Raw genomic sequence first — 19,577 nt, 5'->3', positions numbered from 1 at the left:
TAAGGTGGAAAGCAAAATTGCCAGATAGATCACAAATATTCTGCTCATCAGCTTTGTTGAGAGTATCGCTAAATGCTATGGTTCTGCAATAAATATAACAAGCGGTCGGCGGCCGCTAAGCGCCGCCCCAATAAGCACAGCGGAGAACAGACGTGGCTGTATTTAATCATGTATCATTCGACGAACATGAACAGGTAGTATTCTGTCATGACAAGGAAAGTGGCCTGCGTGCCATCATCGCCATCCACAACACCAACCTGGGTCCAGCCGTAGGCGGTTGCCGTATGTGGAACTACCAATCAGATGATGAAGCCCTCACTGACGTGTTGCGCCTCTCTCGCGGTATGACTTACAAGAACGCGCTGGCCGGTCTGGCCATGGGTGGCGGTAAGTCAGTTATCATAGCCGATCCCAAGACAGAGAATCGTGAACAACTGTTCCGCGCCTTTGGCCGTTTTGTTCACAGCCTGGGCGGCCGCTACTACTCGGCCGAAGATGTGGGTACCACCCCTGCCGATATCATGATTGCCCATGATGAAACCCCTTATGTGCTTGGTCTGGAAGGAATGAGCGGCGATCCCTCTCCTTTTACCGCCATGGGAACTTACCTGGGTATCAAGGCTGCCGTTAAACACAAGCTGGACAAAGATAGCCTCAAGGGCCTCAAGATAGCCGTTCAGGGCGTAGGCCATGTGGGCTATTATCTGTGCAAGCACCTGCATGAAGACGGCGCAGAGCTGTTTGTAACCGATATCCATCAAGCATCACTGGACAAGGTCGCCACCGACTTTGGCGCCGTGGTGGTTGCTCCTCAGGACATCTATGCTCTGGACGTCGATGTCTATGCCCCTTGCGCCCTGGGTGCCACACTTAACGACACCACACTGCCACAGCTGAAAGCCGGCATAGTCGCAGGCTGCGCCAACAACCAGTTGGCCGAGCCCCGCCACGGTGAGCAGCTCAAGCAGATGGGCATCCTCTATGCCCCAGACTATGTGATCAACGCCGGTGGCATCATCAACGTGTCTTTCGAAAAAGACTATGATGCCGCCAAGTCTACCGCCAAGGTTGAAGAGATCTACAACACCCTGTTGTCCATCTTCAAGCAGGCCGATGAGCAGAACCGCACCACAGCTGAAGTAGCCGATGAGATGGCCCGCGCCATCATCAATGGTACCCAAGCCTAAGCTCAGTCATATTCCATAAAAGGGCCTTCAGGCCCTTTTTTATTACTGAAAAAATTTTCCCCTTGTCGGCAAAGAGATAGGCGCCGGAAACAGAAAATTCATTTTCCCAGACTGGCGAGCGTCATCTGCCTCTGCTTGACTTAACACTCATCATCTCGAATGTCAGGGAGTCAGTGATGCTCAGATTCGGCTATGAAGTGGAACAGCAAAAGGTGGAATTACAGGCCAGTAACTGGAATGGATTTGAGCGTTTGTTTGTCGACGGTAAAATGGTATCCAGCAAATTCAATCTGGGACTAAAGAGCGAACACAGCTTTGAATTACGTAATGGCGCACGTTGCCGGATGCAACTTCTGGTTGACCCCACCACAGAGCTGACTATCTGCCGCATCTACAAGTGTAACCGCCTGCTGGCGAGCCTCAAACAGGGAAAACAACAGCCAAACAACTCACATATGCAACATTGGTTGCTACTGGGGGGATTGGTGTGCGTACTATTAGTCTATCTTTGATTCGGTGATCGCGCATTTAACCATAGGGTTAACGCTTGTCGGTATGATTTATCTTGTTGAGCAGCATGAGCAGCTGCGCTCTTTCCGGCTCATCCAAGGCCGCCATAAACTTCTCGTTGACCCGCTCGGCCTCGCGAATCAAGTCCTGCTCCATCGCCTTGGCCTGATCGGTCAGGAAAATTTGAAACGCACGCCGGTTGTCTTCTTCCTGATGGCGATAGATTAAGCCTTGTACCTGCAGTTGATCCAACAGGCGTGTCATGGTGTAGTTGGCCACATCACAGCGACGTGACAACTCGGTTTGGCTGATCCCTTCCTCTTGCCAGAGCGCAAACAAAACAGGCCAGAGTTTAATATCCAGCTGATAACGCTTCAGGCGGCTATCCAGTTCATGTTGCAGTTCCACGTTCAGATGGGATACCAGATAACCGAGACTCTCTTTGCGGTTCAAGCAACACCTCCTGTACTTCAGGGCTTGTCTGTTCGCTATCGGCAGGGGCAAGCGCTTTATGCAACAAAATCGCTTATTCTATTTCATTGGCGCCGGGCCATGCCGCTGCCGAGTTTAACTATACCACTGCGCAAAATGATTGACCTACACAGGGAGCATGAAAAACGGCATATGACCTCTCAAGCGGAACAAAACCGCATTGACTTGCCCAAATATACGGCTTTATGACTCCCCTATGGGTACACGATTGCCAGCCGACAATCCGCCTTAAACTTGAGTGGCTAACCCGATTCTGAGTCTATCAAACTTCTATACCAATGGTATTAATACTACCACCTGCTGAATATTTCACTAACACAAGAAAGGAGAATAATGGGGCATTTACAGTCAGGCTACTGTAAATAAAGGTTTTATATCTGCCTGAATGGCAAAGCGATTCCGTTGACTTTTAACTCAGTAAATAGGCTTCGGCAAAGCGATAGAAACAGGCACGCCCAAGCCTGGCCTTGAGACCACGAGGCAAGCTTACCAATAGCCCGGATTCGGCGCACTCAAAGGCATTGAGCCCCAGCACCTCAAACTCATTACCCTGGGAGCAAACCAGGGCAAAACGGCTGCTCTCGGCCTCGATATCCAGCTGCTTGTAATCAACTATGATGAGCGGTGTGTCGGCCACCGCTACCCTCAAACGCTCTGCCGGGGTGAGCAACAGATGTTCACCCTCGATGCAGTGCAAAATACTGCTGAAGAGCCTGGCAAACTTGGCCGGCAGCGGTGAGTTGAGATAATACCAATCGCCTTTAACATCTATCTCAAACAGGGCTTGCTGCTGACATAAGTCAGGCCTTGCCCCCAGCCCTTTCAGGGCCTCACTCACCTTGTCTGCCGACTGTTTCATCCTGGCTTCCTATTTTGGGTTCCCTATTCATGGGCTCCACACTTTTGGAGCCCTATTCTTGGCGCTCTCAGGCTTACGCCTGAGTCAGTTCCAGCAAGGCTTCGATGGGGTGCTTGGGCCTGAAGCCGCCAAAGCGTTTGACCTGGCTGCGACAGGAATAACCAGACACCAGTATCTGCTCCTTTGGCAACGACTTTATCGCCTCGTCCCAGGACATCTCATACAAAGCCTTGGAACGTGGCAGGTTTTCCAACTCATGGCCATAGGTGCCGGCCATGCCGCAACAACCCAGATTCACGGTTCCCAACTTGGCACCAAAACGGGCAAAGATGGTTTGCCATTCTTTGGCAGTGCCGGGACGGGCACTGGATTCGGTGCAGTGGCTGAACCAGGTGAACTCACGCCCGCTTGCAGGCAGTTGCGGTAACTGTTCGAGCATAGTACTGAGCCACTCGCTGGCAAGCTGGACATTGAACTGGCCGCGCTTGGCGCCGAGCGCTTCACGGTATTCGTCGCGATAAACCAACACTAGCGCCGGATCTACCCCCACCATGGGCATGCCAAGGGCATGCACCTGATTGAGAAAATCGGCGGCGGTCTGTGCCGTCTTGGCAAACTGCTCCAGAAATCCTTTGATATGAGCCGGTTTACCGTTGGGCTTGAACGGCAGCAATACCGGCTTGAGCCCAAGCGCTTCAATCAGGCGAATAAAGCGATAAACCAGTTCAGCATCGTAAAAGCTGTTGAAAGGGTCCTGCACCACCAACACATAATTTTGTCGCTCAGCGGCGGGGATAGCACTCAAGGCGTTGAGATCATAACCGCGGCTGGGGTGAGCATCGAGGCGCTGTTTCAGCGTAGGTACAGACAGCGCAGGCGCATCCACATACCCCAGAGCCTTTTTAATCACCCACTTGGATAGAGGATTCTGCGCCGCGAAATTACTCAGCCGGGGCGCCTTGGCCATCAGCTGCACCGAATCCTCGACACCGGCCACCAGGTAATCCTTGGCGGGACGCTGATAACGGCGGTAATAGATGCTGAAAAACTGTGCCCGGAACTTGGGGACATCCACCTTCACCGGACACTGGCCGGAACACGCCTTACAGGCGAGACAGCCCTTGAGCGACTCCATCACCTCGTGGGAGTAGTCGTATTCTTTCTTGGCATTGAGGCTGTTTTGCAGTCGCTGCAACAGGCCCATGGGTTTGGACTTGGCGAGCTCATTGACATCGACGCCTTCGGATTCCAGCAGTCGCAGCCACTCGCGCATTAATCCGGCGCGGCCCTTGGGCGAATGGATCCTGTCTCCTGTCACCTTGAACGAGGGGCACATAGGCGAAAAGCGGCTGTAGTTAAAACACAGGCCGTTGCCGTTACAGTTCATCACATCCGGGAAGGCATCGCGAACACTGACCGGTATTTGCCTGTCGAAACTGCCGCGCTTGGTACTGTCGACATTGTAGATAAGCTGTTGGCCTTTGGGCGCCACCAGCTTACCCGGGTTGAGTTTATTCTGGGGGTCGAACAGCGTCTTAACTTCTTCAAGCTCACTCCAAAGCTGCTCGCCAAATACCTGGGGGCCATACTCACCACGCACCCCCTTACCGTGCTCGCCCCACATCAGGCCGCCGTATTTCTGCGTCAGTGCCGCCACTTGATCCGAAACGGTACGCAGCAAGGCTTCATCCTTGGGATCGCACATATCCAGCGCCGGACGCACATGCAGCACCCCGGCATCCACATGGCCGAACATGCCGTATTGCAGTTGATGGCTATCCAACAGCGCACGAAACTCCATGATATAGTCGGCGAGCTTTTCCGGTGGTACGGCGGTATCTTCGGCGAAGGCTATAGGTTTGCGGCGACCTTTGGTGGCCCCGAGCAGCCCCACCGCCTTCTTGCGCATGGCATAAATCTTATTGATGGAACCGGCATCCCGGGTGAGCTGATACCCAAGCACCCCTTTCTCACCGGCGGCAATCTGTGCATCCAGCGCCGCGGCCAGAAGCTCTGCCCGCTCATCGACCTGGGCTTGTTCTCCGGCAAACTCCACCATGTTAAGACCATCGATTATTTTGCCGGGCACTTCCTGGATAAGCTCGGATACCGAGTGCCAGATAATGTCTTCCCGCGCCAGATTCAGCACCTTGGAATCGACGGTTTCCACCACAGTGGCATTGGCGAGCACCAAGTCGGGCGCATGGCGCAGCGCAGATTCAAAAGAGTCATACTTGATGTTGACCATAAGGCGGCTGGCCGGCAAAGGGGTGATATCCAGTTTGGCCTCAGTCACCACCGCCAGCGTTCCCTCTGAGCCTGTGAGGATCCGCGACAGATTAAATTCGCTCAGCTGTTGATCCCAGACGTTTTTCAGATCGTAACCGGTCAAAAAACGGTTCAGTTTGGGAAAGCGCTGTTCAATCAGCTCTCGCTGCTCACGGCAGCGACGGGCCACCTCAGTAATCAACTTGTTGCCGAGCGGGTTGTCAGTCACCTTCTCACCCGATTCCAATGCCTCGCGACTCACCGGAGCCGTGTGCAGCACACTGCCATCCACCAACACACTGGTAAGCTCCAGCACATGATCCGAGGTTTTGCCATACACCAGCGAGCCGGCGCCGGAGGCATCGGTATTAATCATGCCGCCCAGGGTGGCTCGGTTGGAGGTGGAAAGATCCGGACTGAAGAAAAAGCCGTGCGGCCGCAACGCATCATTGAGCGCATCCTTGACCACACCGGCCTCGACTCTAACCCAGCCTTCCTCTGGATTAACTTCCAACACCCGGTTCATATGGCGCGAGAGATCCAGCACTATCCCATGAGTCAGCGCCTGACCATTGGTTCCGGTACCGCCGCCGCGGGCACTGAAGACCACCTTGGCAAAAGCAGCCTCACTGGCGAGCTGCAACGCCATGGCAATATCGGCACTGTCTCTGGGGTAGAGCACCGCCTGTGGCAGAAACTGATAGACGGAGTTATCCGTCGCTTGTGCCAAGCGGGCACTGTAACGCCTGTCGATATCGCCGCGAAAACCGCGCTGCTCCAGCGCATCCAGATATTCCAGATACAGGGGTTCCAGAGTTTGTTGGTGTGATAGTAAGGGTAACATCTTATGCTCGAATAAATTTTTTGTTATCGGGCCATTATAAACAAAAAAAAGCCGCTAAAAAGCGGCTTCCTTCATAAGAACTGTTTCTGACTTAGCCGTGGGCTTCAGCCAGGTACAGCCAGGTGTCAATCACTGTGTCTGGGTTCAGAGACACAGTGTCTATGCCCTGCTCCACCAACCAGGCGGCGAAGTCAGCATGATCCGAAGGACCCTGACCACAGATACCCACATAGGCACCCTTGGCCTTGGCAGACTTGATAGCCATCGCCAGCAGCGCCTTAACGGCTTCGTTACGCTCGTCGAACAGGTGACTGATGATGCCGGAGTCGCGGTCCAGGCCCAGAGTCAGCTGAGTCAGGTCGTTGGAGCCGATGGAGAAACCATCGAACATCTCCAGGAACTGATCCGCCAGCAGGGCGTTGGATGGCAGTTCGCACATCATGATGACGCGCAGACCATCTTTACCACGCTCCAGACCTTGCTCTTTCAGTAGTTCGATAACCTGACGGCCTTCTTCCAGAGTACGAACGAACGGGATCATGATCTCAACGTTCTTCAGCCCCATGTCGTTACGAACCCGCTTGATGGCTTCACACTCGAGGGCAAAACAATCGCGGAACGACTCGGAGATGTAGCGGCTGGCGCCTCGGAAGCCCAGCATTGGGTTCTCTTCCTCTGGCTCGTACTTGTCACCGCCGATCAGGTTGGCGTATTCGTTTGACTTGAAGTCAGACATACGCACGATAGCCTTCTTGGGGTGGAATGCTGCAGCGATAGAAGAGATACCTTCCACCAGACGGGCAACATAATATTCAACCGGAGACTCATAACCGGCGATCATCTCAGTGATCTCGGCTTTCAGCTCGTCGGTTTGCTGATCGAATTCCAGCAGAGCCTTGGGGTGAATGCCTATCATGCGGTTGATGATGAACTCGAGACGAGCCAGACCCACACCTTCATTAGGCAGACGGGCAAAGTCGAAGGCGCGGTCAGGGTTACCCACGTTCATCATTATCTTCATCGGCAGATCAGGCATGGAATCAACGCGGCTGGAAATCACATCAAACTCCAGCTTGCCTTGATAGATATAACCTGTGTCGCCTTCGGCGCAGGATACAGTCACTTCCTGACCATTTTGAATTTTGTCGGTCACGTCACCACAACCCACTACCGCAGGCACGCCCAGTTCACGGGCGATAATAGCTGCGTGACAGGTACGGCCACCACGGTTGGTGACAATGGCGCTGGCGCGCTTCATGATAGGTTCCCAATCCGGGTCAGTCATATCGGTAACCAGTACATCGCCTGGCTGGATCTTGTCCATTTCGTCGATAGAGTTGAGCACCTTGGCAATACCTGAGCCCACCTTGTGGCCGATGGCGCGACCTTCACAGATCACTTCGCCGCGACTCTTGAGGTGATAACGCTCAATCAGCTGCACATCTTCACGGGAACGCACGGTTTCAGGGCGAGCCTGAACTATGTAGAGACGACCGTCGTTACCGTCTTTGGCCCATTCGATATCCATCGGACGGCCATAATGCTTTTCAATGATCATCGCCTGCTTGGCCAGTTCCATCACTTCTTCATCATTGATGGAGAAAGTCATGCGCTGTTCTTTGGCGACATCTTCAATTTTCACCTGCTTGCCGTGAGATGCATCATCTGAGTACACCATCTGGATCAGCTTGCTGCCGATATTACGACGAACAACGGCCTTGTGACCGGCAGTCAGGGTTGGCTTGTGTACATAGAACTCGTCCGGGTTAACCGCACCTTGCACTACCATTTCGCCCAAACCGAAGGAAGAAGTGATAAATACCACGTCCTTGTTGCCGGACTCGGTATCCATGGTAAACATCACACCGGAAGCCGCTTTATCGGAACGTACCATGCGCTGAACACCGGCAGACAGTGCCACACCGCGATGGTCGTAACCCTGATGCACACGATAGGAGATAGCGCGATCGTTGAACAGAGAGGCAAACACATGCTTGATGGCAACCAATACAGCTTCAAAGCCCTTCACGTTGAGGAAGGTTTCTTGCTGACCGGCAAATGAAGCGTCGGGCATATCTTCTGCGGTGGCAGAGGAACGCACGGCGAATGAAGCGTCTTGGGTTTCAGAGGCTAATTTTTCGTAAGCTTCTCGAATCGCTTGTTCGAGTTCTGGCTGAAATGGGGTTTCAATAACCCACTGTCTGATCTGTGCACCAACTTTAGCCAGTGCGTTGACATCATCTACATCCAATGTGTCAAGAATGTCATATATCTTCTGGTTTACTCCACTTTGCTCAAGAAACTCATTGAACGCGTGGGATGTGGTCGCAAAGCCGCCAGGTACTTGAACACCGGCATTGGCCAGATTACTGATCATTTCACCAAGGGAAGCGTTTTTACCGCCGACCTTGTTGACGTCACCCATGCCTAATTCCTGATACCAGAGTACGTATTGCTGCACAGTTCTATCTCCGCAAGTTTATTTCAGTGGCCCCTTCACACGAGGGCAGCGGCATTTTACACTCCGAGGCAACAAGCGTAAATCTATAATTTTATTTGTAATTTTATTACTACATGAGGTCGGCATGGCACGTAAAGTATTCTACATTTCTGATGGAACAGCAATCACGGCCGAAGTGTTTGGTCACGCAGTGCTTTCTCAATTTCCATTGGAATTTGATTCACTTACCATTCCTTTTGTGGAAAATACCGTTAAAGCAGAAGCCGTTAAAAAACAGATTAATGATAGTTTTATTACAACAGGGGAACGGCCTCTGGTGTTTCATTCCATCGTCAAACCGGAAATTCGCGACATCATTTATTCGAGCGAGGGCCTGGACTACGACTTTCTTAACACTTTTGTCGCCCCCTTGGAGCAACAATTAGGGGTCACCGCCAGCCCTTCACTGCATCGAACCCATGGAATGGCAAAAGCGGGTTATGATGCGCGTATCGACGCCATCAACTTTGCCATGGAAAACGACGATGGCCAGACCATGAAGCATATGGACAAAGCCGACATTATCCTGCTGGGGGTTTCCCGCTGCGGCAAGACGCCATCCAGCCTCTATCTGTCGATGCAGTTCGGCATCAAGGCCGCCAACTACCCCTTTATTCAAGACGACATGGACAACCTCAAGCTGCCTGAAGTGCTGAAACGCAACAAATCCAAACTGTTTGGCCTGACCATTGAACCTGTACGCCTGCATGAGATACGTCAGAGCCGGATGGAAAACAGCCGCTATTCCTCTTTGCGCCAATGCCGCCTCGAAGTGAAAGAGGTGGAGATGATGTTTAAGAAAGAACGCATCCCTTATATAGACACCACCAACCAATCGGTCGAGGAAATTGCCACCAAGATCCTCGACGCCACAGGTCTTGAGCGCCATATGTTCTAAAAAACGCCCTAGCGGCAGACAAATGCTGCTCGAGTTGAAACTGAGTTACATATTGGCATTTTCTGGCTAACTACTTGTTACCACGGTGCGAATCCTGAATGATTCAAGTGGGTCTTGACACTTTTTCAAGGCCCACTTGGGCAATTATCGGACAATTGCCACTTTGCAGCTCGGCTCGATTGGTTATAATCCGACACAAGATAAGCGCAAAGCGCTCAAGAAATTTCCCCCGGTATCATGAATGACCATTAAAACAGACGAATTACGCACCTCTCTCTTATGTAAAGTGATCTCACCTGCCCAACTCGCATCTGAGTATCCATTGACTCAGGAAGCCGCAGATTACCTGATTGAACAGCGCCGCGAAGTCGAAGCCATTATTCAAGGTGACGATCCGCGTTTGTTGGTCATCATAGGCCCTTGCTCCATCCATGACACAGAAGCAGCACTTGAGTATGCCGGCCGCCTGGCCAAACTACACCATGAACTCAAGGACGATCTGTGCATTCTGATGCGGGTCTATTTTGAAAAACCACGCACCATAGTCGGCTGGAAAGGCCTGATTTCCGATCCTGACTTGGACGGCAGCTTCAGCCCCAATAAAGGTCTACGCCTGGCCCGTAAGTTGCTGCAGCAGATCACCGAACTGAAACTGCCTATCGCCACCGAATTTTTGGATATGGTGAACGGCCAGTATATTGCCGATCTCATCACCTGGGGCGCCATCGGAGCCCGCACCACAGAAAGCCAAATTCACCGTGAAATGGCCTCGGCGCTCTCCTGCCCTGTAGGCTTCAAGAATGGTACCGACGGCAACATCAATATTGCCGTCGATGCAGTGCGCGCCGCCAGAGAACCGCATATCTTCTACTCTCCGGACAAGGACGGCTCACTGGCGGTCTATCGCACCCATGGTAATCCCTATGGGCATATCATTCTGCGCGGCGGTAAAACCCCCAACTACAGCGAGCAAGATGTAGCCAAAGCCAGAGAGCAGATGGATTCGGTTGGGATCCATTCCGGCATAGTGGTCGACTTCAGCCATGGCAATAGCCAGAAGCAGCACAAGAAGCAGTTGGAAGTCGCCGAAGATATCATGGCACAGCTGCGCAGTGGCTCTACTGCTATTGCCGGTATTATGGCCGAGAGCTTTATTGTCGAAGGCAATCAGAAAGTTATTGCAGGTGAGCCCCTCACTTACGGCAAGAGCATCACGGATGCCTGTCTCCATTGGGAAGACTCGGAAAAACTGCTCAGAGATCTGGCCGCTGCCGCCAAGGAAAGACGTCGCCTGCTGGGCAAGTAAGCCCCCCAGATACAGGCCACTGAAATGGAATCGCCCCGCTATCTCCACGCTGGAGATGCCGGGGCTTTTTCATGCCCGGATACTTTCGAACATCCAATATTTTTCATGCAGGGCTTTCTGGCCCAGGCTGTCAATCCGCCTTTGGTCGAACTATAATACCGCCCCTGATTTTCCAGCATAACCAGAGGTTGCCGTATGCCAGAAACGACACAGAGCCAATATGAAGTGGCCGTAGCACGCCGAATTGAACAAGCCGAGGCTCGGGTGATCAAGGCGGTTTTCCCGTCCATTACCAATCATCACAACACACTGTTTGGCGGTGAAGCCCTCGCCTGGATGGATGAAACCGCTTTTATTGCCGCCACCCGCTTTTGTCGCAAGACACTGGTCACCGTCAGCTCTGACAGAATCGATTTCAAAAAGCCTATCCCCGCCGGCAGCTTGGCAGAATTGATCGCCCGAGTGATCCATGTGGGCAACACCTCGATGAAAGTCGAAGTGAACATTTTTGTAGAAGATATGTATCAGGATAAGCGCGAGCACGCTATCCGCGGCGTCTTCACCTTCGTAGCAGTCGATGATGACAGAAAGCCGACCCAGATCTGGAGTGATGATCTAGCCAACTAGCCCCTGTTTGCTTATTTCGCACAATCCGAGCCTGTTTCTGGCTAAAGGCTATGTAAGTTTTATCCGGCAATCCTGTTTGCCGCTGAAAAGGCTTTTATTGACTGTCGTTCTCGACTAAAGTCTAAAAGCGACAGTAACAAAAAGTCACTTAAAGCCTGATAAAGCAATAGGATTATTTGTCACTTTTCTGTTACATTGACCCTTCTTCAGCGTGCAGAGCCATAACCATAACAAGCCATGAAGCCAGAAAACTTAAATATTATCATCGCCGATGATCACCCATTATTTCGCAATGCCCTGCGCCAGGCGCTTAACAGCGGCTTTTCCAACACTCGCTGGTTTGAGGCCGACAGTGCCGATGGGCTGCAACAGCTGCTTGAGCAAACTCACCAGGACTATGATCTGGTGCTGCTGGATCTGCAGATGCCAGGCTCCCATGGCTACTCCACCCTTATCCATCTGCGTGCTCACTTTCCCGAACTGCCGGTAATAGTGATTTCAGCCCATGAAGATGCCGCCACTATCAGCCGTGCCCTGCACTACGGCGGCGCCGGCTTTATTCCCAAGTCAGCCTCAATGGAAACCTTTATCGACGCAATCACCGCGGTAATGTTCGGCGATATCTGGCTGCCTAGAGGCATAGAATTGGTTGAAATTGATGATGAAAATGATACCGACAAGGTCGCCGGCAAGCTCTCTGAGCTGACGCCGCAGCAATACAAGGTGTTGCAGATGTTTGCCGAAGGCCTGCTCAACAAGCAGATAGCCTACGACCTGGGCGTATCCGAGGCGACCATCAAGGCCCACGCCACTGCTATCTTCCGAAAGCTAGGGGTTCGTAACCGCACCCAGGCCGTGATAGCGCTGCAGCAACTGGGAATGGAAAAGGTCGAAATAAACTGATCTCAGCTTCCCTAAGGTTTCTCAATCCTCCTTGGCAGCACATTTGCCAAGATAGATGATTTCCGGCGCGCTCGGGCACAACACCTCAACACACTCATCGCCGGTGCAGATAAGATGTGACCAACCGTCACTGTGCCCATGGAAGAAACTGATTGGGCTCTCCCGCGACCAGGCGTGATCTTTAATCAGGCGGCTGTTGTAACCCTGTTCGTCCTCAAGCTCGCTCAGCGCCTGCCAAAGCTCCAGCAACCCATGTTCATCCAACATACGAAACGCAGTGACCGAATGATAATGCAGCCGATAGCGCCCTTCACTCGGTAAATGAAACAGCTTCAGGCTGAGATCGCCCCCGGGATGGGGCGTATTTTTGATTTGATAACGTTTTCCGCCGGGAAGCAGCAACATGAAATCACCGCCCCAAAAGAGCCCAGTGATATAGAGATCCCCCAGCTCGAAGGGTGTCTGCCATCTGCCTATTTTCATGCTCGCTCCCATTAATCCCTGCGCTCGTTAATCCCCTCAAACAAAAGTGGGGTAAACCAGAAAGTACTCAACAAGCGGATACCGGGCAATGGCCGCTATAACCCATAAAAAAGCGCCGCCGGGGCAACCCCTCGGCGGCGCTATATTTAAGTGACTGAGCGTTTTAGAGGCTCAGCGTTTACAAGCCCAGATGGCCGGCATGAAACTTAAGCTGCTCGTCGATAAATGAGGCGATAAAATAGTAGCTGTGATCATAGCCGGGGTGGCTGTGAAAACTCAGCGCAATTCCGGCGTCAGTGGCTGCGGCCTGCAAGGCCTGCGGCAGTAACTGCTCAGCCAGGAACAGATCACTTTCGCCCTGATCGACCCGCATCGGTAGCCCTTTGGCACCACTTTTTATCAGCTCTACCGTGTCATAGGCCTTCCAAGCCTCCCTGTCGCTGCCAAGATAAGCGGCAAACGCCTTCTGGCCCCAAGGGCACTGGCTAGGATGACTGATGGGGGCAAAGGCACTGGCGCTGAGATAACGGCCCGGATTTTTAAGGGCTATCATCAGCGCGCCGTGGCCGCCCATGGAGTGACCGGCAATAGCGCGCTTATCCGATACCGGAAAGTGCTGTTCTATCAATGCCGGCAACTCATCGACCACATAGTCATACATACGATAGTGGTTGCTCCAGGGAGCCTGGGTCGCATTGACATAAAAACCGGCCCCCAACCCCAGATCGTAAGCAGCATCATCGGCATCGGCCACACCTTCTCCGCGCGGGCTGGTATCCGGGCAAACAATGGCCAGCCCCAGCTGAGACGCGAGGCGCTGGGCCCCGGCCTTTTGCATAAAGTTCTCATCCGTACAGGTCAACCCGGAGAGCCAATACAGCACAGGTACCTTTTGGCTATTGGCCTGCTCCGGCAGATAGATGGCGAAACGCATCTCGCAGTTCAGACTGCTGGAGTGATGACGATACTGCTTGTGCCAGCCTCCAAACGACCTGTTGTTACTGATATTTTCCATCAGAAGGTCCTCAGAAATGGATCACGCTGCGAATGCTCTTGCCTTCATGCATCAGCTCAAAGGCTTCATTGATATCTTCAAGCCCCATGGTGTGGGTGATAAAGTCATCCAGCTTGAACTTACCGGCCAGATAATCCTCCACTATGCCGGGCAACTGTGAGCGTCCTTTGACACCACCGAAAGCCGAACCTTTCCACACCCGGCCGGTCACCAGTTGGAAAGGTCTGGTGGAGATCTCTTGCCCGGCACCGGCAACCCCGATGATCACTGATTCGCCCCAGCCCTTGTGGCAACACTCGAGCGCCGAACGCATCACATCCACATTACCGATGCACTCGAACGAGTAATCGACGCCGCCATCGGTCAAATCCACAATCACCTGCTGAATAGGCTTGTCATAGTCCTTGGGGTTGATGCACTCGGTCGCGCCCAGCTTCTTCGCCAGTTCAAACTTGGACTCATTGACATCTATGCCTATGATTCGACCGGCTTTCGCCATCACAGCGCCAATCACCGCCGATAACCCTATACCGCCGAGCCCGAAGATGGCTACAGTGGCGCCCTCTTCCACCTTGGCAGTGTTCATTACAGCGCCCATGCCGGTAGTGACACCGCAGCCCAGAAGGCAAATCTCTTCCAGCGGCGCCGACTTGTTGACCTTGGCCAGGGAGATCTCAGGCAATACCGTATATTCAGAGAAAGTCGAGCAGCCCATGTAGTGGAAAATCGGCTTGCCGTCTTTGAAGAAACGGGTGGTACCATCCGGCATCAGGCCCTTGCCCTGGGTCTCACGGATCTTCTGACACAGGTTGGTCTTGCCCGAGCGGCAGAACTTACACTCACCGCATTCAGGCGTGTAAAGAGGAATAACATGATCGCCCACCGCCACACTGGTGACGCCTTCGCCGACCATCTCCACTATGCCGCCGCCCTCATGGCCGAGAATGGCCGGAAACACGCCTTCAGGGTCGTCGCCGCTCAAAGTAAAAGCATCGGTATGGCACACACCACTGGCAACAATGCGCACCAACACCTCACCGGCCTTGGGCAACATCACATCCACCTCTTCCATCTTCAACGGCTCACCTGCAGCCCAGGCTACGGCGGCGCGGGACTTGATAAATTTGTCTGTCATTGTCGCTTCCTTCTGTTGTGATTGATTCGGTATCGAACCTCTTGGCTCATAAACCGGATGCCAACATTGTATTTATTCCAAAATAAAAGATAATCAGCCAAATATACAAATCACTTTTACTGAGAAGTAATAATGAACCACTGGGAAGGGATCAGCGAATTTATCGCCGTGGCCGAGAGCCAGAGCTTTACCCGCGCCGCCGAGCGACTCAACTTGTCTGTGGCGCAGATAAGCCGCCAAATCGCCGCGCTGGAGAAACGCCTGGCGAGCAAACTCTTCTATCGCACTACCCGTAAGGTGTCGCTCAGTGAAGAGGGTCAGCTTTATTATCGCCACTGCCGCTTGCTGCAAGATGGTATAGAAGAAGCCGAACGCGCCCTTGGCAGTTTGAAACAAACCCCGCAGGGCTTGCTGCGGGTGACGGCGCCGGTCACTTACGGCGAGCAGTTTATTCTGCCGCTGCTGAATGACTTTCTCTGTCTGCACCCCAAGCTGGATCTGCAACTGGATCTCAACAACAAGACGCTGGATCTGATTGATGGCGGTTATGATTTGGCGATTCGGCTGGGTAAGCTGGCGGATTCCAGCTTGATGGCGCGGCGTCTTGGCAGTCGCCGCAATTATGTCTGTGCCAGCCCGGAGTATCTGGCCAACCACGGCGTGCCCCACACTCTGGGCGAGCTGCACCGGCATCAATGTTTGCTGGGTAACCACCCTTACTGGCGTTTTATCGAGCTGGGCCAGGAACGTCAATGGCGTTTGAGTGGCCGCTTGGTGTGTAATTCTGGCCCTGGGTTATTGGATGCCGCCCGCAAAGGGCTCGGGCTGGTGCAACTGCCCGATTATTATGTCGGCGAGGATCTCGCCAGCGGTGCCCTGGTATCAGTGCTTGAGGCTTACCAGGCGGCGCCGGAGGGGATTTGGGCCTTATACCCACAGAACCGCCATCTGTCGCCCAAGGTCAGCCTGCTCTTGGACTTTCTGCAGCAGGCGCTGCCGGAGGCGCCGGATCTGGCCGACTCTTGAGTGGATGCCCAGTCTTGAATGGAGCGTTAAGACTTGAATGGATGACAGGTCTTGAGCTGCAGCCAAATCTTAAATCGGAAATAAATTCTGTATCGGCTCTGAATCTTGCATAGCCGCGAAACTTGCGAGCCACTATGTTTTCGAATCGCTGAACTTTCGAATCGCTGAGCTTTCAAGTTTCCAGGCTTTTGATTCTCTGAGCGAACTATGGCTTGGCAGGCTTAGCCCTGACGCGTCTTAGCGCGCTGCCAGTGCAGCAGATATTTATCCAGCTCATTAGCAAAGGCCTGTCTATCTGCCTGGCTCAACTTGGGACTGCCGCCGGTATCTATACCGCTGGCACGCAGGGTATCGAGAAAATCCCGCATATTGAGGCGGGCACGCACATTGTCTCGATTCAGCAGCTCACCACGGCTATTGAGCGCCTTGGCGCCCTTGTCTATCACTTCGGCCGCCAGCGGAATATCATTGCTGATCACCAAATCACCGGCGTGACACAGGCGCACGATTTCGTTATCGGCCACATCAAATCCCTTGGGCACCTGTAAGGTTTTGACACTGGCTGCGCCTGTGATCCTGAGCGCCTGATTGGCGACAAAAGTGATATTGATGCCGGTACGCGCTGCCGCCCGCACCAACATCTCGCGGACCACAACCGGGCAGGCATCGGCATCAACCCAGATTTGCGCCGGACAAGAGGCCTGATAAGGATTATTCTGCTGCACTGACACTCCTTCTATGACAGCAAGGCATTTCATCAAGACAGACCCCCATATTGATATCTGACTTAGCCTTGCACCGAAATTAGGTGGGTCATTTTATACTATTCCGGCTAAAAGTTTGATCTTTCAAGAACGCGAGTAAAAGCGATATATGTAAGATGAATTGCGTTAACGTGAGACTCATTCACAAGTAACCCCCATTCCCGCCCGCACTGTAAATTCAATTGCGAACCATTTTTATTTGCAATTAAAATATAACCTCATTCTGGAGGCAAAATAATATGGAAACGTCCCCGCTGTTGTTGCGCTGTAACCAACTGCTTTGGTGTGAGGGATTGGTCTTGCTGGCAATCATGCTGGTATTGGCCAGTTTTGGGCTGGATGCCCGGCTGTTGATCCTGCTGTTGGCACCAGCCTTGGTGCTGTCTTTAGCCTTGGGATACCAACCCGGCAAGAAGACACTCAGCCTGGTGTTCGCCTGCTGGATCCCTGTCTGGTGCCTCATTTAACCCCTGATTTTTATAGGAGAATGTTATGCCCAAATCCACGGCTCGGATGAGCCTTGTTGCCGCTGCTGTCTGCAGTCAATTGCTGCTGATGGGAGCCGCCTTGGCCGAAGAAGCCCAGATGGAGCGTATGGTAGTCAGTGCCAACCGTACCCCGACCCAGATAAGTGAGCTCTCCGGCACAGTTTGGTTAATCGATGAAAACAGCATCCGTGAGCAGATAAACAGCGGCAAAGGCGTAAAAGAGATGCTGGCCGCCCTGGTTCCCTCCATGGACGTATCCAGCCAGGGCCGGACCAACTTTGGTCAGAACATGCGCGGCCGTGCCATGGTGGTGCTGATAGACGGCGTATCCATGAACACCTCCAGGGGGATCAGCCGCCAGCTGGACAGCATAGATCCCTTTAACATCGCCCGCATTGAAGTCTTGGCCGGCGCCTCGGCCCTCTATGGCGGCGGTGCTTTGGGCGGCGCTATCAATATAGTGACCAAAAAAGCCGCCGACAGCCTGGATACCTTTGAAGCCGAGGCAGGTTTCAAATCGGGTTTTAACGGCAGTGATGACTTGGATTACCGCACTGCCTTTGCCGTGGCCGGTGGCAGCGATACCCTCAAGGGACGTTTCAGTGCCGCCTGGCAGGAAAATGGCCAGTGGTTCGACGGCAGCGGCGATCAGGTGATGCCGGATATCACCCAAACCGGCATGCAGTACACCCAAGGTTATGATCTGATGGCCAACCTGGATTGGAGCCTGCCAAACAATGCCACCCTCAGTGCCCTGGTGCAGTTTTACAACAATGAGTCCGATGGCGACCACGGCCTCTATATGGGGGAAAACTTCAGCGGCGTCACCTCAGATGCTTCCCAGCTTGAAAGCCGCAAGGGATTGAATGCCGATCGCAGTCCCAAAACCGATCGTACCTTACTGAACCTCAGCTATACCCAGGCTGACTTTCTCGGCCAAACCTTGTACCTGCAAGGCTTTTACCGCAAGGAAGATCTCGACTTTCACCCCTTCCCTTATGTCAGTGAAACCCTCGGGGTTTACAACTTCTCGGCCTCATCACAAAACACCGGCATTTATGGCCTGAAAGCCGTGTTGGAATCCAGACCCAGCGACAGCCTCAAACTCACCTGGGGCATCGACTGGGACAAGGAGAGCTTCGACTCGGATCAGATGAGTTTTGATCTCGACGCCGCCAACCAGAGTGGCGGTTTGACCATGAAGGAGCTGTTCACCACAGGCCGATATGTCGACTTCAGTGTCGAGTCCATCGCAGCCTTCCTGCAGGGCAGCTGGGATATCAACGACTATCTGGTGCTCAACGCAGGTTATCGTTATCAGCAGATGGACAACAGTGTCGATGACTTTATCGGCTATAACCAACAGGTGGCGATTGCCCAGGGTAAGGCGCCGGGCGCCGATATTATCAAGGGCGGCAGCACAGACTACCATGTCGGCCTGGTTAACCTGGGCTTGGTGGCTAAACTGAGCCGGGATCAACAACTGTGGCTCGCCTACTCGCAAGGCTTTGAGCTGCCGGATCTGTCCAAATACTATGGTCGCGGCAGCTATCAGGCCGATGCCGATGGTTATCTGCAACTGACCAACAGCATCAATATCAATGATTCCCGCCTCGATGGCATCAAGACAGACTCCTTTGAACTGGGCTGGCGCTATCTGGCCGACCGTTGGCAGGCCCAGGCCAGTCTGTATTACGCCATCTCGGATAAGGTGATTGAGGTCAATCGCAGCGATCTGACCATAGAAGTCAAGGACAAGGATAAACGCACCTATGGCCTGGAAGCTCAGCTGAACTTCGATATCAGCAGCGCCTGGCAGGTGGGCAGCAACCTGCATCTGGTTCGCAGTGAAATCAAAAATGGCTCCGACTGGATTGATGAGACAGTCACCTATGCTTCACCTTCCAAAGCCACGGCCTTTATCGCCTGGCGCGGTGACAGCCAGCAGTTAAGATTGCAGGCCGAGCACAGCTTCAGCGCCGACTCTGACTATCGCTTCAAGGCAAATGATGGCCAGAGAAGTGAGTTAGGCAGCTATACCACTTTGGATCTGCTCGGCTCCATCGAACTGGCAGTCGGCACCCTGAGCTATGGCATCGAAAACCTCCTTGATAAGGACTACAGCACCCTTTGGGGCCAGCGAGCCGCTTACTTCTACAGCCCGACTTACGGCCCGGAGAAGATGTTTGACTATCACGGCCGTGGCCGCACTTTTGCCATCAATTACCACCTGAGCTGGTAAATGGCGTCAAAAAGCGTCGCCCCTGCGGCG

General features: G+C 53.2%; 17 protein-coding genes. 9 read left to right on the top strand and 8 right to left on the bottom strand.

Translation table 11 applies throughout. The features are described from left to right. Window positions 1–152 precede the first annotated feature (152 nt). Both CX650_RS19260 and CX650_RS19255 read left to right on the top strand, forming a co-directional pair. Window positions 153–1,187, top strand: a complete 1,035-nt coding sequence (locus CX650_RS19260; RefSeq protein WP_101096760.1) for a Glu/Leu/Phe/Val dehydrogenase dimerization domain-containing protein — start codon at window positions 153–155, stop codon at window positions 1,185–1,187. Window positions 1,188–1,363: 176 nt separating this feature from the next. Continuing rightward, window positions 1,364–1,699: a hypothetical protein gene (locus tag CX650_RS19255; RefSeq protein WP_039033407.1), complete on the top strand. Its 336-nt coding sequence runs from the start codon at window positions 1,364–1,366 to the stop codon at window positions 1,697–1,699. Window positions 1,700–1,727: 28 nt separating this feature from the next. Here the strand turns inward: CX650_RS19255 and CX650_RS19250 are convergent, their stop codons facing one another. The 4 genes from CX650_RS19250 to ppsA all read right to left on the bottom strand — a co-directional run bounded on the left by CX650_RS19250 (window position 1,728) and on the right by ppsA (window position 8,621). After that, complete coding sequence (locus CX650_RS19250) at window positions 1,728–2,150, bottom strand: MarR family winged helix-turn-helix transcriptional regulator (protein ID WP_039033408.1); 423 nt, start codon at window positions 2,148–2,150, stop codon at window positions 1,728–1,730. Between the two features lie 448 nt (window positions 2,151–2,598). Continuing rightward, window positions 2,599–3,048 carry a DUF1285 domain-containing protein gene (locus CX650_RS19245; protein WP_101096759.1) on the bottom strand — a complete coding sequence of 150 codons (450 nt, stop codon included), beginning with the start codon at window positions 3,046–3,048 and terminating at the stop codon, window positions 2,599–2,601. 73 nt (window positions 3,049–3,121) lie between these two features. Beyond that, on the bottom strand, window positions 3,122–6,160 hold the full coding sequence (ydiJ, locus tag CX650_RS19240) for a D-2-hydroxyglutarate dehydrogenase YdiJ (protein WP_101096758.1): 3,039 nt from the start codon (window positions 6,158–6,160) through the stop codon (window positions 3,122–3,124). 91 nt (window positions 6,161–6,251) lie between these two features. Continuing rightward, window positions 6,252–8,621, bottom strand: coding sequence for a phosphoenolpyruvate synthase (ppsA, locus tag CX650_RS19235; RefSeq protein ID WP_101096757.1), 2,370 nt, complete (start codon window positions 8,619–8,621; stop codon window positions 6,252–6,254). A gap of 124 nt (window positions 8,622–8,745) precedes the next feature. On the opposite strand from ppsA, the gene ppsR reads away from it, so the two are divergent. The 4 genes from ppsR to CX650_RS19215 all read left to right on the top strand — a co-directional run bounded on the left by ppsR (window position 8,746) and on the right by CX650_RS19215 (window position 12,394). Continuing rightward, window positions 8,746–9,558 carry a posphoenolpyruvate synthetase regulatory kinase/phosphorylase PpsR gene (gene ppsR, locus CX650_RS19230; protein ID WP_101096756.1) on the top strand — a complete coding sequence of 271 codons (813 nt, stop codon included), beginning with the start codon at window positions 8,746–8,748 and terminating at the stop codon, window positions 9,556–9,558. Between the two features lie 241 nt (window positions 9,559–9,799). Continuing rightward, window positions 9,800–10,864: a 3-deoxy-7-phosphoheptulonate synthase gene (locus CX650_RS19225; RefSeq protein ID WP_039033413.1), complete on the top strand. Its 1,065-nt coding sequence runs from the start codon at window positions 9,800–9,802 to the stop codon at window positions 10,862–10,864. 195 nt (window positions 10,865–11,059) lie between these two features. Continuing rightward, entirely contained in the window at window positions 11,060–11,491 is a 432-nt protein-coding gene (locus tag CX650_RS19220; RefSeq protein WP_071475874.1) for an acyl-CoA thioesterase, read from the top strand. 237 nt (window positions 11,492–11,728) lie between these two features. Next, window positions 11,729–12,394, top strand: a complete 666-nt coding sequence (locus CX650_RS19215) for a response regulator transcription factor (protein ID WP_039033415.1) — start codon at window positions 11,729–11,731, stop codon at window positions 12,392–12,394. Between the two features lie 21 nt (window positions 12,395–12,415). Here the strand turns inward: CX650_RS19215 and CX650_RS19210 are convergent, their stop codons facing one another. The 3 genes from CX650_RS19210 to CX650_RS19200 all read right to left on the bottom strand — a co-directional run bounded on the left by CX650_RS19210 (window position 12,416) and on the right by CX650_RS19200 (window position 15,027). Next, window positions 12,416–12,877, bottom strand: a complete 462-nt coding sequence (locus CX650_RS19210; protein WP_101096755.1) for a hypothetical protein — start codon at window positions 12,875–12,877, stop codon at window positions 12,416–12,418. A gap of 178 nt (window positions 12,878–13,055) precedes the next feature. Next, window positions 13,056–13,892, bottom strand: a complete 837-nt coding sequence (fghA, locus tag CX650_RS19205) for an S-formylglutathione hydrolase (RefSeq protein WP_101096754.1) — start codon at window positions 13,890–13,892, stop codon at window positions 13,056–13,058. 10 nt (window positions 13,893–13,902) lie between these two features. Beyond that, a complete protein-coding gene (locus CX650_RS19200; RefSeq protein ID WP_028781420.1) occupies window positions 13,903–15,027 on the bottom strand; it encodes an S-(hydroxymethyl)glutathione dehydrogenase/class III alcohol dehydrogenase in 1,125 nt (374 codons plus the stop codon). Window positions 15,028–15,159: 132 nt separating this feature from the next. Here CX650_RS19200 and CX650_RS19195 point away from each other — a divergent pair, with 132 nt between their 5' ends. After that, window positions 15,160–16,053, top strand: a complete 894-nt coding sequence (locus tag CX650_RS19195) for a LysR substrate-binding domain-containing protein (protein WP_039033418.1) — start codon at window positions 15,160–15,162, stop codon at window positions 16,051–16,053. A gap of 221 nt (window positions 16,054–16,274) precedes the next feature. Here the strand turns inward: CX650_RS19195 and CX650_RS19190 are convergent, their stop codons facing one another. Next, entirely contained in the window at window positions 16,275–16,778 is a 504-nt protein-coding gene (locus CX650_RS19190) for a YaiI/YqxD family protein (protein ID WP_256213869.1), read from the bottom strand. 278 nt (window positions 16,779–17,056) lie between these two features. Here CX650_RS19190 and CX650_RS19185 point away from each other — a divergent pair, with 278 nt between their 5' ends. Continuing rightward, window positions 17,057–17,284: a hypothetical protein gene (locus CX650_RS19185; RefSeq protein ID WP_039033419.1), complete on the top strand. Its 228-nt coding sequence runs from the start codon at window positions 17,057–17,059 to the stop codon at window positions 17,282–17,284. Window positions 17,285–17,309: 25 nt separating this feature from the next. Continuing rightward, complete coding sequence (locus tag CX650_RS19180) at window positions 17,310–19,547, top strand: TonB-dependent receptor (protein ID WP_039033420.1); 2,238 nt, start codon at window positions 17,310–17,312, stop codon at window positions 19,545–19,547. Window positions 19,548–19,577 lie beyond the last annotated feature (30 nt).

Source organism: Shewanella indica (assembly GCF_002836975.1).
Taxonomy (GTDB): domain Bacteria; phylum Pseudomonadota; class Gammaproteobacteria; order Enterobacterales; family Shewanellaceae; genus Shewanella; species Shewanella indica.
The sequence above is the reverse complement of the archived record's forward strand: the minus strand, read 5'-3'. Positions and strand labels throughout refer to the sequence as shown.